Genomic DNA, 13,337 nt, shown 5'->3' on the forward strand with positions numbered 1-13,337 from the left:
TCCCACAAACGTCAATCGCGCCAAAACCGAGCGGTCAAGCTCAGCGGGCGTTGTTCTGCATCAGCCTTTCAAGATCGGCGCGATCGCGGTCCTTATAACCGGTATCGGGCGCCTGCGCACCCCCGGTCTTCGCGGGGCTGGGCACCGGCGTCGACAGGCGGTCGAGCGCCTGCTTGGCCTCCATCGCCTGACGCGCACGGTCGCGCGCCATGTCCATCTGGCCGAGACCTTCCTTGCGCAAATTCTCCGGCACGAAGGCGTAGAGCGTTTCCGCCCCCATCGCCAGGAAGGGCCGGGTCTTCGCCTGCTGGAGCCAGACCGGCTGTTCGGCCTGGTTCGGCACCAGCCACAGGAAGAAGAGGTAGGCGATGGAAACCAGGATCCCACCCTTCACCAGACCGAACGCAAAGCCCAGCGTGCGGTCCAGCGCCGACAGGGCGGAGGCCTGCACCCCGCGCGACAGGCTGCGGCCCAGCAGCGACAGCACGATCAGCGCGACGATGAAGACGCCCACCGCCGAGGCGGCGTAGGCCAGCATCTCGAAGCGGATGTAGATCTGCGCATAGGGCAGGACATGGGGCAGCGCGTAGAGCGTGACGATGGCCGCACCGGCCCAGGCGGCAACCGACACCAGTTCGGCGACGAGGCCGCGGCTGAAGGCGAGCAGTGCGGCCAGGAGCAGCACGGCGAAGACGACGATGTCCACCGGATTGACGGGAAGAGTGTCCATGACCCTGTGCCGATTGCCTGTAGGGATTGATGAGGTGCCGATTGGTGAATGTGCCGAGTGAAGGCGGAATTGCGGTCAGATGTATTCGTCGTCACGCGAGCGGCGCGTGTCGTTGTCGTCATGGCCGCGCCGGGACGGCGGCCGGCCGGAGGAGCCCTGCGGCTGGAACAGCGGCATCAGCTCGCCCAGCTGCTGGAGTTCGACGGTCTTGAGGCCGTTGTCGCCGCGGCTGCCCTTCTTGCCGGCGCGCCGCGCCGGGAAGATGGCGGAGGAGAAGCCGAGCTTCGCCGCCTCCTTCAGCCGGGTGTCGGTCTGGCTCACGGCGCGGACCTCGCCGGACAGGCCGAGTTCGCCGAACACCACCGTGTCGGCCGGCACCGGCTCCCCGGTCAGCGACGACACCAGCGCCGCGGCGACCGCCAGATCGGCCGCCGGTTCGGTGATGCGCAGGCCGCCCGCCACGCTCAGATAGACGTCGTTGGCGCCGATCTGCACGCCGCAGCGCGCCTCCAGCACCGCCAGCACCATAGCGAGGCGCGCCGAATCCCAGCCGACCACGGCGCGGCGCGGCGTGCCGAGCGGCGACGGGGCGACCAGCGCCTGCACCTCGACCAGCACGGGACGGGTGCCCTCCATCCCGGCGAAGACGGCGGCCCCCGACACGTCGCCGCGGCGTTCGGCCAGGAACAGGGCGGACGGGTTGGCGACCTCGCCCAGCCCGGCGTCGCCCATCTCGAACACGCCGATCTCGTCGGTCGGGCCGAAGCGGTTCTTCACCGCGCGCAGGATGCGGAACTGGTGGCCGCGCTCGCCTTCAAAATAGAGCACCGTGTCCACCATGTGCTCCAGCACGCGGGGACCGGCGATCATGCCTTCCTTCGTCACATGGCCGACCAGCAGCAGGACGACGCCGCGCCGCTTGGCGACGCGGATCAGCTCCTGCGCGCTGGCGCGGACCTGGGCGACGGTGCCGGGGGCGCTGTCCAGATTGTCCATGTACATGGTCTGGATCGAATCGATGACGATCACCTCCGGACCCTTGGCGTCGTCGAGCGAGGCGACGATGTCGCGCACGCTGGTGGCCGAGGCCAGATCGACGGGGGCGGTGGCGCAGCCCAGCCGCTGGGCGCGCAGACGGACCTGATCGACCGCCTCCTCGCCCGAGACATAGGCGCAGCGGTGGTCCTGCGACAGCCGGGCCATCGCCTGGAGCAGCAGGGTCGATTTGCCGATGCCGGGATCGCCGCCGATCAGGATGGCCGAGCCGGGGACCAGCCCGCCGCCGCAGACGCGGTCGAACTCGGCGATGCCGGTCATGCGTCGGGGCGGCGCCTCGCTGGAGCCGTGCAGCCCGACGAAGTCGATGCGGCGGCCGCGGGCCGCGCCCAGCCCTTTGGGCGCGCTGTCGGGCGCGGCCTCCTCGACGAGGCTGTTCCATTCGCCGCAGGCGTCGCACTTGCCCGCCCATTTGGGGAAGGAGGCGCCGCAAGCCTGGCAGACATATCGGGTGGTGGGCTTCGCCAAAGGTCTGGTAGTCCAATGGGGATAGGGCCCGCCACATATAGCAAGCCATTCCGCCGAATCCTACGATTGCAGGGGTGGAATGCAGGGGCTTTTTTCAGACGGGTGGCGTGATAGCTTGTTGCGCTGCCTGCGGATGGTCGCAGCGGCCGAAGGTTGGTCAGAGGATTTACGTGACGGATGACGGTTTGATGGACAAGGATGGACGGCGGATCGTTCTGCACGGTCCGGAAGAGTTCGCGGCGCTGCGCAAGGCCTGCCGGCTGGCGGCCGAGACGCTGGACTACATCGCGCCCTTCGTGGTGCCGGGCGTCAGCACGGGGAGACTCGACACGCTGATCGAGGAGTTCCAGCGCGACCGTGGCGGCATCCCGGCGACGCTGGGCTACCAGGGCTATCCGGCCTGCAGCTGCATCTCGCCCAACCATGTCGTCAACCACGGCATCCCCAGCGACGACAAGAAGCTGGTCGAGGGCGACATCGTCAACATCGACGTCACCGTGATCCTGGACGGCTGGTACGGCGACAGCAGCCGCATGTATTTCGTCGGTGAGAAGGTCGGCGTGAAGGCGCGCAAACTGGTCGATTTGACCTACCGCTGCATGATGGCCGGCATCGCCCAGGCCAAGCCCGGCAACCATCTGGGCGACATCGGCCATGCCATCCAGACGATGGCGGAGGCGGCGCGCTGCTCGGTCGTGCGCGATTTCGGCGGTCACGGCATCGGGCGGGAGTTCCACGGCGCCCCGCACGTCGATCATTTCGGCAAGCCCGGCACCGGCGTGGAGCTGCGCCCCGGCATGGTCTTCACGGTCGAGCCGATGATCAACGCCGGCCGTCCCGAGGTGAAGATCCTGTCCGACGGCTGGACCACGGTCACCCGCGACCGCTCGCTGTCGGCGCAGTTCGAGCACCAGATCGGCATCACCGAGGACGGCTGCGAGATCTTCACCCTCTCCCCCGCCGGCCACACCCAGCCGCCCTACGGGAGCGCCGCATGAGCGACGACCGGAAGCAGGACGAACAGAAGCAGGGCGAACAGAAGCCTTGGGACGTGCTCGGCAGCCGTGAGCTGCTGGACGCCAGCCCGTACCTGAAGGTGCGGGCGGAGACGGTGCGGCTGCCGGACGGGCGGACGGTGGATAATTTCTACCAGCTCGACCAGCCCGACTTCGCCCTGATGTATGTGGAGACCGAGGACGGCAAGGTCGTGATGCTGCGCACCTACAAGCACGGGCCGCGCCGCGTCAGCCTGACCTTCCCCGCCGGCGCCATCGAGCCCGGCGAGGATCCGCTGGCCGCCGCCAAACGCGAACTGCTGGAGGAAACCGGCTATGCCGCCGACGACTGGACGGCGCTGGGCGGCTTTGTCGTCGGGGCGAACTCGAAGGGCAGCACCTGCCACATGTTCCACGCCAAGGGCGCCCGCAAGGTGGCGGAACCCGATCAGGGCGATCTGGAGGACATGCGGATCGAGCTGCACAGCGCCCGCGAGCTGATCGACGCGGCGGCCCAGGGCGACTATGCGGTGCTGCCGGTGATCGCCATGCTGGGGGCGATGCTGCTGCCGGAACTGCGCGAGGGGCTGGGCATGGCGGCGCGGACGCGGTCGGTGTAGAAAGACGGGGCGACCTTTCACCGACCGGGAGGGCGGCCATGGCCCTGCGCAAAGAGCGCCGGATGACGCTTGACGAGTTTCTCGCCTGGGAGGAGCGGCAGGACGGCCGCCACGAGTTCCTCCAGGGCGAGATCGTCGCCATGGTCGGCGGAACGGTCGCCCACAACCAGATCGCCGGCAACGTCTATGCCGCCCTGCGCGGCGAGCTGCGCGGGTCGCCCTGCCGGGTGTTCCAGGAGACGATGCGCATCTGGGCCGACGAGTCGGTGTTCTATCCGGATGTCTTCGTCACCTGTGCCAAGCTGGACGACCGCGACCGGCTGGCCCGCGAACCGATCTTGATCGTCGAGGTTCTGTCCGACAGCACCTCCAGCTACGACCACACCACCAAAAGCGCCGCCTACCGCACCCTGCCCTCGCTGACCCACTATGTGCTGATCCATCAGCGCGTGGCGGTGGTCGAGAGCTTCCGCCGGGCCGGCGACGGCTGGACGCATGAGCTGCTGTCCGGGCGCGACGGCGTGCTGGCGATCCCGGCGCTGGAGGTGACGCTGCCGCTGGCGGCGATCTATGAGGACACGCGGGTGTCCTTCGACCTGACCATCCCTGTGAGCGATACCGACAATGCCTGAATACGCCTTGTCCGCCGAGCGGCTGATCGAAATGCTGGAGTTGCAGCCGCATCCGGAGGGGGGCTTCTACGCCGAGACCTACCGTGCGCCGGGCGACGGCGGGCGCGGGGCGGTGACGGCGATCTATTTCCTGCTGAAGGCCGGGCAGCGGTCGCACTGGCACACGGTGGATGCCGTCGAGATCTGGCTCTGGCACGGCGGGGCGCCACTGGAGCTGTCGGTTCATCAGGAGGGCGGAACGGTCGAACGCCACCGGCTAGGGATGGACATCGCCGGCGGCGAGCGGCCGCAGGCGGTGGTGCCGGTGGGAGCCTGGCAGGCGGCGCGCAGTCTGGCCGACGGGCCGGAGGGCTGGTCGCTTGTCAGCTGCACCGTGGCGCCGGCCTTCGAGTTCGCCGGGTTCCGGATGGCGCCGGAGGGATGGGAGCCGACGGAAAAGCTGTGAGGGGCGGGTGACCGTCCCCTCGCCCGGATCGCTCAGTGCTTGATCGTCCCAACGGATCGCCCCGGCACCGGACCGGGAGATCAGGCGATGGCCGGCGCGGCCTGCGTGCGCACCATGTCGGCCAGCGCCTCGGGCGCCATCGGGCGGCCGAACAGGTAGCCCTGCATCATGTCGCAGCCGACCGACACCAGGAAATCGCGCTGTTCCGCCGTCTCCACCCCTTCCGCCACGGTGGTCAGGCCAAGGCCGTGCGCCATGCCGACGGCGGCCCGGACCAGCGCGTTGCTCTTCGGGTTCTCCGGCACGTCGATGACGAAGGCGCGGTCGATCTTCAGCTTCGCCACCGGCAGCTGCTGCACATAGCTGAGCGAGGAATAGCCGGAGCCGAAATCGTCGATGGCCGCCTGGATGCCGAGAGCGGCCAGTTCGCCCAGCGTCCGCACCGCCACCTTCAAGTCGCGCACCGCCGCCTGCTCGGTGATCTCCAGCCCGAGATGGCTGCGCAGCGACGGATGCTCGCCCAGCAACTCCTCCAGGCGCAGGGTCAGGTTGCCGCGCAGGAACTGCTGGCCGGAGATGTTGAGGAAGACGCGGTCGGGCAGCACGCCCTCCGCCTCCCAGGCCGTCATCTGGGCGATGGCGGTGGACAGCACCCAGTCGGTGATCGGCACGATCAGGCCGCTTTCCTCGGCGACCGGGATGAACTCCCCCGGCGACACCGGCCCCAGCGCGTGATGGTCCCAGCGCAGCAGCGCCTCCGCCGAGCGGACCCGGCCGGCCCTGTCGACGATGGGCTGGTAGACGAGGCGCAGCTCGTTGCGTTCGATCGCATGGGTCAGATGCATGGTCAGCATCATCCGCCGCGTCGCCGCCGCCGCCATTTCCGGCGTGTAGAAGCAGATGGCGTTGCCGCCATTGTGCTGCACCGCCTGCAAAGCGAGCTTGGCCTTGGCGTTCAGGTCCTCCAGCGTGCTGACCGTCTCGTCCTGCACCGCGGCGCCGACCGACAGCCGCAGCCGCACCCAATGGCGGTCGGCGTAGATCGACGCGGTCAGCCGGTCGTGCAGCACCCCGGCCAGCGTGCGCGCCTGATCGGCATCAGCCACCCGTGACAGCGCTGCGAATTCGTCGGCGGCGATGCGGCAGATGATGGTGTTGGGTGGCAGCACCTCGGTCACCCGGCTGACCATCGCCTTCAGCGCGGCATCGCCGACATGGAAGCCGAAGGCTTCGTTCACGTCGCTGAACTGGTCGACGTCCAGCGCGAACAGCGCGAACATCCCGCCATTTGCGCTGCCATCCGCGCTGCCGCCCTCCGGCCCGCCGGCGCGGTGGCCGGCGAACAGCGCCTCGCACTCCTCCAGGAAGGCGGTGCGGGTCAGAACGCCGGTCAGCGGGTCGTGCCGCGCGAGGTAGGAGGCGCGCTGCTCCGCCGCCAGACGGTCGGAAATGTCGCGGATGATGCCGACGAAGGTGACGTCGTCGCCCATCCGCGCCTCGCCGACGCTGAGATGGATGGGGAACACCGTGCCGTCCTTGCGCTGGCCCAGCGTATCGCGGCCGATGCCGATGATCTTGGCCCGCTCGGTCCGCATATAGGTGTCGACATAGCGGGCGTGGTCGCGGGAGAAGGGCGGCGGCATCAGGATGGTCATGCTGCGCCCGACCAGCTCGCTGTCCTCATAGCCGAACAGGCGGCAGCAGGCGCGGTTGATCGAGCGGATGGTGCCGCTGCGGTCGGACACGATGATGCCGTCCACCGCCGCGTCCAGCAGGGTGGCGACGAAGCTGTCGCGGCAGGTCACGAACTGGGCGATGCGGTCGGGATCGCCGGTCTGGTGGAAGGTGCCGAGATAGCCGAGAATCGTCCCGGCGCCGTCGCGATGGGCGGTCACGCTGCCGCTGAGAATCGAGCGGCGGCCATCGCAGCCAAGCGTCGGGCAATCGACCGGGGCCGAGCCGTGGGCCGGCGATTGACCCAGGGCGGCGATGGCGGCCCCCAGCGCCGCCGTCACGGGATGGTCGATGGCGGCGAGCGGACGGCCGACCAGCTCCGCCGGCGAACGGTCGAGCGCCGCCGCGAAATGGCGGTCGGCATGCCGGCACACGCGGTCGCGGTCCAGATAGACCAGCGCCATCCCACCCGCCATCCCCCCATCGTCGAGCAGGCTGGCGGCCAGCGAGGCCAGGAAGGCCGGATCGCGCGGCATCCCGGCGGCGTCCGCCGCGCCGGACCCGCTGCACTCGGAACCGTTCATCTGATCCGCCGGTTGTAGGTCCACGAAGCGATCCGTTTCTTCTGTCCGGCCCGAAAGACGGACCTCGTGATACATCGCCGGGATACCGGCTGACCGAATTCGGATACCCGACGGTGGTATTATGACCCCGTCCGGCATCTTTTCCAACGTCAAGCGGACGCGTAAATGCAGGACATTTCCGCAACCCCGCCGCCGTGATGCTTTCGCACTCTAACGGTTGGAAGCCGAAGCACGATTGACATGGTTCAATTCAGGCCGCGGTTTCGGAAACGGACGCGCACCATCCGCCGCATCGCTACATCTTTCGCGCGTGTGGTCTGCGACAATTCGGGGGCATTGGGTCCGGCGTGCTGGACCTTCGGCGGTATACACCCCAAGATATTCGCCGACACCAGTTGCCGGCACCGCCGGTCCGAGAACCGTCCCGGCATTTTTTCAGCCAGTCCCGTCTCTTTGTGCCTGATGGAGGAATAAACCGCAGGTCCCAGGCGTTTTTCCTGACAATGGCCGCAACAACCGACCCCCAGGTCGGCTGGCGCCGGCCCGTCGGGTCCGTCAACGGTCCGCGGTTCGAGAAAAAACGATTGGGAGCATTCCGTCATGACCAACGCATTCAGCCAGATCCGACACACCGACGGCCGTGCATACTACCAGGGCACCCCGCTGTCCCTGGCCGATGCGCAGATCATGCTCAACGACGACATCCTGCGCCGCCGGGTGCGCGTCGGGGCCTATCTGCGGGTGGATGACGGCCGGCTTGTGCTGGTCAACGGCCCTGCCCTGCACCCGTGGGTCAGCCGGCTGGCCCCGTCGGCGCTCAGCCCCCGCGCGGCCCGGCCAGAATAAGCGCCGCTCCGCCCAGACAGATCAGCGCGCCGGCCGCATCCCAACGGTCGGGCCGCGCACCCTCGACCAGCCACAGCCACAGCAGCGACGCCGCGATGTAGACGCCGCCGTAGGCGGCATAGGCCCGCCCGGCGAATTCGGCGTCGGCCCGCGTCAGCAGCCAGGCGAACAGGCACAGGCTGGCCACCCCCGGCAAGACGAGCCACGCGCTGCGGTCCAGCCTTATCCACGCCCAGAAGGCGAAGCAGCCGGCGATCTCCGCCAGCGCCGCCGCGCCATACAGCGCCAGCGTCGCGCCCTGTGTCCGCTCCATCCGCCCGTCCACCCCAGCCCCGCTTCAGACCGGCAGGATGCTGACGGCCGTGCCCCTCGGCGTCAACAGGGTGCACTCCATTGCAAGGCGCCACAGCTCGTTTCAATTTGCCGCCCTAATATTACAGTGCATTCATGGACTTGGCCGGGGGTGCGGCATAAATTCGCTGGGAGGAGGCATACTATGATGCTCATAGACGCTACCGACCCGATGCGGGATGCCATCGAAACGATCCGGGCCACCGACGTGATTTCGGACTCGAAGAAGCGCATCCTGTTCCAGGGGCTGGAGGCGTTGCGGGACCGGCATTGTCCGGACCCGCGTCCGATGGCGGGCCGTTGCGAAGAGTGCTCGTCCCGCAGCCGCTGCCTGCCGGCGGTGCTGGATCTGCTCGGTTCCTGACCACGGGCGGGGAGAACGCGGAATGCGCCTGACGCTCGATGACGAAGCCACGCTGTGTTCCGTCGAGATTATGGCGGAGGCGGTCGAAATGGCCTTCGTTCCCGGTATCCTCGAACTGCGCACCCTGCGCGATTCCCTGAACGATGCCCTGCACACCCGATCCCCGGCGGCCGTGAAGCTGGCCTTCAGCGCCTTCAGCCGGGTCGACCGCGATTTCCGCAACCAGATCACCCATCACGCCCTCCAGCTGGCGGCCCTGCGCCGTCACAGCGCCGGGCCGATGCACCGCGACCTGCCCGTCGATGGCGGCATGCCGGCGCGGTCGGCCGGCCGCGGAGTCGATGGACCACGCCGGGCGTGAGCCGGACGGAAGCGTGGGGCCTGGGCCGCTTGCCTTTCGTGTATTATTTTTAATGGACCCTTTTGCCTTCCGATCCGTTGTCCTGGCATAACCAACACAGATGAGGTTGCCACCATGGACAAGGATCGCATCGAAGGCGCTGCCCGTTCCATCAAGGGTGCCATCAAGGAAGCCGCCGGCAAGCTGACCGGCGACACCAAGACCGAGGCTGAGGGCCGCGGCGAAAAGGCCGCCGGCAAGGTGCAGAACAGCGTCGGCGGCGCCAAGGATGCCGTGCGCGACGCGCTGAAGTAACCGCCGACGCGATCCCGGCGCCCGCGAGGGTTTGCCGATCCGGCGTGACCATCGGACGCCCCGGCCCCGCATTTCGATGCAGGGCCGGGGCGTTCGCATGCTCGGGCCCCGCCGGGCGGGCGCCAGCGGCAACGCCCAAGCCGGAAATGGGCTGTTGCCCCCCCTCTTTCCCCTATCTATGATGCGCCGCCCCGGCCGGATGGCCGAACGACGCGCTTAGATTCGGGTCCCATGCTCCAGTTCATCCGCAATTTCGCCGGCTCCTGGGTCGTCAAGATCCTGTTCGTGCTGTTGATCCTCAGCTTCGGCGTCTGGGGGATCGGCGACGTGTTCCGCTCCTCCACCCCCACCACCGTCGCCGAGGTCGGCAAGGTGGAGATCGGGCAGCAGGCGCTGGACCAGGAATTCCGCCGGCAGATGGAACGGCTGCGCCCGATGCTGGGCGGCAACCTGACCGCCGAGCAGGCCAAGCGCTTCGGCCTTCTGGAACAGTCGCTGCAATCGCTGATCCAGCGCTCGCTGTTCGACCTCGCCGCCGCCGACATGGGCATCGCCGTCGGCCCGGAGGTGGTCCGCCTGCGCATCGCCGACGAGCCGGCCTTCCGCAACCAGCAGGGCCAGTTCGACCCCAACATCTTCCGGTCCGTGCTGCGCAACAACCAGCTGACCGAAGACGGCTATGTCGCGATGATCCAGCGCGAGACCGCCCGCCAGCTGGTCGCCGGTGCGGTGTCCGCCGGCCTGACCCCGCCGCAGCCGCTGGTGCAGGACCTCTACCGCTATCGCGGCGAAAAGCGCGTGGCGGAAGTGGTGACCCTGCCCAACGCCTCCATCGGCGATGTCGGCGTGCCCGACGACGCGACGGTCAAGCAGGCTTACGACGACCATCAGGTCCGCTTCACCGCCCCGGAATACCGCGCCCTGACGGTCGCCCGCCTGTCGCCCGACGCGCTGGCGAAGGACATCAAGATCGACGACGCCCAGCTCCGCAAGGCGTACGAAGAGCGCGCGAACGAGTTCGGCGCCCCGGAAAAGCGCTCGGTCCAGATGGTGGTGACCGACGACGAGGCGAAGGCCAAGCAGATCGCCGAGGCCGCCAAGGCCAAGGGCCTGGCCGAGGCCGCCAAGGATGCCGGCGTCGAGCCGGTGACGCTCGACAACATCGCCAAGGCCGACCTGCCGGAGATCGGCGACGCCGCCTTCGCGCTGGAGCCGGGCAAGCCGTCCGACCCGATCAAGAGCGCGCTCGGCTGGCATGTCATGGCCGTCACCGGCGTCACCCCGGCCTCGACCAAGAGCTTCGAGGATGTGCGCGACCAGCTGGCGGCCGAGCTGAAGAAGGAGCAGGCGCTCGACTCCGTCTTCTCCATCGCCAACCGGGTCGAGGACCAGCTGGCCAGCGGCGCATCGCTCGACGAGGTCGCCCAGGCCCAGGGTCTGGTGCTGAGCAAGGTCGCCGCCATCGACAGCACCGGCAAGGCGCCGGACGGCAAGGACGCCGCGCCGGACCTGCCCGGCCTGAAGGCGCTGCTGCCGAACGCCTTCCAGCTGAAGACCGGCGCCTCCTCCAACCTGACGGAGGGCGAGGGAAGCAACTTCACCGCCGTCCGCGTCGACAGCGTGATCCCCGCCGCCGTCCGTCCGCTGGCCGACGTGCGCGAGCAGGTCATCGCCGACTGGCAGCAGGAGCAGCGCGCCGAGCGCGCCGCCAAGAAGGCGGAGGAGATCGCAGCCAACCTGAAGCAGGGTGCGGAGGCCGCGGCCCAGGACATCGCCACCCAGTCCGGCGCCACCTTCGCCATGACCAGCCCCTTCACCCGCGACGCCCAGGCGGTCCAGGGTCTGCCGGCCGAGATGGTCGCCAAGCTGTTCGCCGCCAAGCCGAACGAGGTCGTCACCGGCAACACCGCCGATGCCCAGGTGGTCACCCGCCTGAAGGAGATCATCCCGGCCGATCCGAAGGCCGCCGATGCCGATCTGGCGCCGGTCCGCGCCGCGGTCGAACAGGGGATGGAGAGCGATCTGGTGGCGGAGTTCACCAACGCGCTGCGCGACAAGTATCCGGTCCGCATCCATCGCCAGCGCATCGACCAGTTCTTCGCCAGCAACTGAGGCTTCGGCGCAGCCGACAGCAATCCGAGAGGTCTCGTGCCGTGAAGGTCCAGCCCGATAACACCAGCTTCGATGCCGCTTACGCCGCCGGTCGGCCGCAGGTGGTGTGGACCACGCTGGTCAGCGATCTGGAGACCCCGGTCTCCGCCTATATGAAGCTGGCGGACGGCCGTCCCTTCGGCTTCCTGCTGGAATCGGCGGAGCGCGGGGCGGGGTCGCGGCGCGACCGCTATTCGGTGATCGGCTTCAAGCCGGACGTGGTGTGGCGGTCGCGCGGCAACCGGGCGGAGATCAACCGCGACGCGCTGCACGATCGCGAGGCCTACAAGCCGCTCGACAACGCACCGCTGGACGAGTTGCGCGCGCTGATCAACGAGAGCCGGATCGACCTGCCGGACGCGCTGCCGCCGATGGCCGCCGGCCTGTTCGGTTACATGACCTACGACATGGTCCGGCTGATGGAGCGGCTGCCGGACAACAATCCGGACGAGCTGAACATCCCGGACGCCATCCTGACCCGGCCCAGCATCGTCGCCATCTTCGACAGCCACACCGATTCGATCACGCTGGTGACCCCGGTGTGGCCGAAGGCCGGCAAGGATGCCGCCACCGCCTACGCCGACGCGCGGGAGCGGCTGACCGACGCGCTGGCCGATCTGGAACGCCCCCTGCCCTACCGGCGGGAACCGCGGGCGGAAACCGAGTTGCCGCTGGCCTGGACCTCCAACACCACGCGCGAGGAGTATCACGCGATGGTGGAGAAGGCGAAGGAGTACATCCGGGCCGGCGACATCTTCCAGGTCGTGCCGTCCCAGCGCATCCGCTTCCCCTTCAAGCCGTCGCCGCTGGCGCTGTACCGCACGCTGCGCCGCCTCAACCCGTCGCCCTTCCTGTTCCACTGCGACTTCGGCGACCTGACCGTCGTCGGCTCCAGCCCGGAGATCCTGGTCCGCGTGCGCGACGGCAAGGTCACCGTCCGTCCCATCGCCGGCACCCGCAAGCGCGGCGCCACCACGGCGGAGGACGAGGCGCTGGCCGCCGACCTGCTGAGCGATCCGAAGGAGCTGGCCGAACACCTGATGCTGCTCGACCTCGGCCGCAACGACGTCGGCCGGGTGGCGAAGGTCGGCACGGTCAAGGTGACGTCCAAGATGATCGTGGAGCTTTACAGCCACGTCATGCACATCGTCTCCAACGTCGAGGGCGACCTCGATCCGAAGTTCGATGCGCTCGACGCGCTGGTCGCCGGCTTCCCGGCCGGCACGGTGTCCGGTGCGCCGAAGGTCCGCGCCATGGAGATCATCAACGAGTTGGAGAAGGCCCGCCGCGGCGTCTATGCCGGCTGCGTCGGCTATTTCGGCGCGTCGGGCGCCATGGACACCTGCATCGCGCTGCGCACCGCCGTGCTGAAGGACGGCATGATGTATGTCCAGGCCGGCGGCGGCGTCGTCGCCGACAGCGACCCGGAAGCCGAGTATCAGGAGACCGTCAACAAGTCGATGGCGCTGATCCGCGCCGCGGAGGAGACCCTGCGCAGCACCGCGCGCGGGTAATCTTCACCGTCACGCCCAACAAGAAGGCCGCATCATGGGGCGGCCTTTTTCATGCGGAAACGGTTGCGGGGCAATGGACCGGCTCCCGCCAATCCGGATTATCCACAGGAAAATGCACGCCACAGGACGGTGGCGTCGCACACATCCGCAACCATGCATCTATAGTGGGGCTGTGTGAACGGGGTGGCGGATTGGCCGCCACCGCCGCACACAAACAAGGGAGAAACGAGGATGGATAAGATCCTCACACTC

Annotated in this window: 14 protein-coding genes; 10 read left to right on the forward strand and 4 right to left on the reverse strand. The window is 68.4% G+C overall.

Going from position 1 to position 13,337, the window contains the following annotated elements; genetic code table 11:
- Positions 1–40: 40 nt before the first annotated feature.
- Positions 41–730 carry a CvpA family protein gene (locus TSH64_RS25850; protein ID WP_109449428.1) on the reverse strand — a complete coding sequence of 230 codons (690 nt, stop codon included), beginning with the start codon at positions 728–730 and terminating at the stop codon, positions 41–43.
- Between the two features lie 75 nt (positions 731–805).
- Positions 806–2,254, reverse strand: coding sequence for a DNA repair protein RadA (gene radA, locus TSH64_RS25855; RefSeq protein WP_109449430.1), 1,449 nt, complete (start codon positions 2,252–2,254; stop codon positions 806–808).
- 188 nt (positions 2,255–2,442) lie between these two features.
- Here radA and map point away from each other — a divergent pair, with 188 nt between their 5' ends.
- From map to TSH64_RS25875, 4 genes are read left to right on the forward strand one after another with little or no spacing between them, the layout of a single operon-like run.
- Positions 2,443–3,252, forward strand: coding sequence for a type I methionyl aminopeptidase (gene map, locus TSH64_RS25860; protein WP_109449432.1), 810 nt, complete (start codon positions 2,443–2,445; stop codon positions 3,250–3,252).
- Positions 3,249–3,869, forward strand: coding sequence for an NUDIX hydrolase (locus TSH64_RS25865; RefSeq protein WP_109449434.1), 621 nt, complete (start codon positions 3,249–3,251; stop codon positions 3,867–3,869). The genes map and TSH64_RS25865 overlap by 4 nt, the downstream gene beginning before the upstream one ends.
- A 38-nt stretch (positions 3,870–3,907) precedes the next feature.
- The gene (locus tag TSH64_RS25870; RefSeq protein WP_109449436.1) at positions 3,908–4,501 is read left to right on the forward strand and encodes a Uma2 family endonuclease; all 594 of its coding nucleotides are present in this window, start codon (positions 3,908–3,910) and stop codon (positions 4,499–4,501) included.
- Complete coding sequence (locus tag TSH64_RS25875) at positions 4,494–4,946, forward strand: cupin domain-containing protein (RefSeq protein WP_109449438.1); 453 nt, start codon at positions 4,494–4,496, stop codon at positions 4,944–4,946. The genes TSH64_RS25870 and TSH64_RS25875 overlap by 8 nt, the downstream gene beginning before the upstream one ends.
- A gap of 80 nt (positions 4,947–5,026) precedes the next feature.
- On the opposite strand, the gene TSH64_RS25880 is transcribed toward TSH64_RS25875, so the two are convergent.
- Positions 5,027–7,204, reverse strand: a complete 2,178-nt coding sequence (locus tag TSH64_RS25880) for a bifunctional diguanylate cyclase/phosphodiesterase (protein WP_109449440.1) — start codon at positions 7,202–7,204, stop codon at positions 5,027–5,029.
- A gap of 600 nt (positions 7,205–7,804) precedes the next feature.
- Between TSH64_RS25880 and TSH64_RS25885 the strand changes: the two genes are divergently transcribed.
- Positions 7,805–8,050, forward strand: a complete 246-nt coding sequence (locus tag TSH64_RS25885; RefSeq protein ID WP_109449442.1) for a hypothetical protein — start codon at positions 7,805–7,807, stop codon at positions 8,048–8,050.
- On the opposite strand, the gene TSH64_RS25890 is transcribed toward TSH64_RS25885, so the two are convergent.
- Complete coding sequence (locus TSH64_RS25890) at positions 8,022–8,363, reverse strand: YnfA family protein (protein ID WP_109449445.1); 342 nt, start codon at positions 8,361–8,363, stop codon at positions 8,022–8,024. The two genes, TSH64_RS25885 and TSH64_RS25890, sit on opposite strands and share 29 nt — an antisense overlap.
- Positions 8,364–8,546: 183 nt before the next feature.
- Here TSH64_RS25890 and TSH64_RS25895 point away from each other — a divergent pair, with 183 nt between their 5' ends.
- From TSH64_RS25895 to trpE, 5 genes are all read left to right on the forward strand, one after another.
- Positions 8,547–8,765, forward strand: coding sequence for a hypothetical protein (locus TSH64_RS25895; RefSeq protein ID WP_146208075.1), 219 nt, complete (start codon positions 8,547–8,549; stop codon positions 8,763–8,765).
- Positions 8,766–8,787: 22 nt separating this feature from the next.
- Entirely contained in the window at positions 8,788–9,126 is a 339-nt protein-coding gene (locus tag TSH64_RS25900; RefSeq protein ID WP_109449449.1) for a hypothetical protein, read from the forward strand.
- Between the two features lie 114 nt (positions 9,127–9,240).
- Positions 9,241–9,420 (forward strand): CsbD family protein, encoded by a 180-nt coding sequence (locus TSH64_RS25905; protein ID WP_098740061.1) that lies wholly within the window; start codon positions 9,241–9,243, stop codon positions 9,418–9,420.
- A 231-nt stretch (positions 9,421–9,651) separates the two neighbouring features.
- The gene (locus TSH64_RS25910) at positions 9,652–11,532 is read left to right on the forward strand and encodes a peptidylprolyl isomerase (protein ID WP_109449451.1); all 1,881 of its coding nucleotides are present in this window, start codon (positions 9,652–9,654) and stop codon (positions 11,530–11,532) included.
- A gap of 41 nt (positions 11,533–11,573) precedes the next feature.
- On the forward strand, positions 11,574–13,085 hold the full coding sequence (trpE, locus tag TSH64_RS25915) for an anthranilate synthase component I (protein ID WP_109449453.1): 1,512 nt from the start codon (positions 11,574–11,576) through the stop codon (positions 13,083–13,085).
- The last annotated feature ends 252 nt before the right edge of the window (positions 13,086–13,337 follow it).

Source organism: Azospirillum sp. TSH64 (assembly GCF_003116035.1).
GTDB lineage: Bacteria > Pseudomonadota > Alphaproteobacteria > Azospirillales > Azospirillaceae > Azospirillum.

Coding starts and splice junctions, on each gene's coding strand:
- TSH64_RS25850 (WP_109449428.1), bottom strand. CDS start 730: ATGGACACTCTTCCCGTCAATCCGGTGGACATCGTCGTCTTCGCCGTG.
- map (WP_109449432.1), top strand. CDS start 2,443: ATGGACAAGGATGGACGGCGGATCGTTCTGCACGGTCCGGAAGAGTTC.
- TSH64_RS25865 (WP_109449434.1), top strand. CDS start 3,249: ATGAGCGACGACCGGAAGCAGGACGAACAGAAGCAGGGCGAACAGAAG.
- TSH64_RS25870 (WP_109449436.1), top strand. CDS start 3,908: ATGGCCCTGCGCAAAGAGCGCCGGATGACGCTTGACGAGTTTCTCGCC.
- TSH64_RS25875 (WP_109449438.1), top strand. CDS start 4,494: ATGCCTGAATACGCCTTGTCCGCCGAGCGGCTGATCGAAATGCTGGAG.
- TSH64_RS25880 (WP_109449440.1), bottom strand. CDS start 7,204: ATGAACGGTTCCGAGTGCAGCGGGTCCGGCGCGGCGGACGCCGCCGGG.
- TSH64_RS25885 (WP_109449442.1), top strand. CDS start 7,805: ATGACCAACGCATTCAGCCAGATCCGACACACCGACGGCCGTGCATAC.
- TSH64_RS25890 (WP_109449445.1), bottom strand. CDS start 8,363: ATGGAGCGGACACAGGGCGCGACGCTGGCGCTGTATGGCGCGGCGGCG.
- TSH64_RS25895 (WP_146208075.1), top strand. CDS start 8,547: ATGATGCTCATAGACGCTACCGACCCGATGCGGGATGCCATCGAAACG.
- TSH64_RS25900 (WP_109449449.1), top strand. CDS start 8,788: ATGCGCCTGACGCTCGATGACGAAGCCACGCTGTGTTCCGTCGAGATT.
- TSH64_RS25905 (WP_098740061.1), top strand. CDS start 9,241: ATGGACAAGGATCGCATCGAAGGCGCTGCCCGTTCCATCAAGGGTGCC.
- TSH64_RS25910 (WP_109449451.1), top strand. CDS start 9,652: ATGCTCCAGTTCATCCGCAATTTCGCCGGCTCCTGGGTCGTCAAGATC.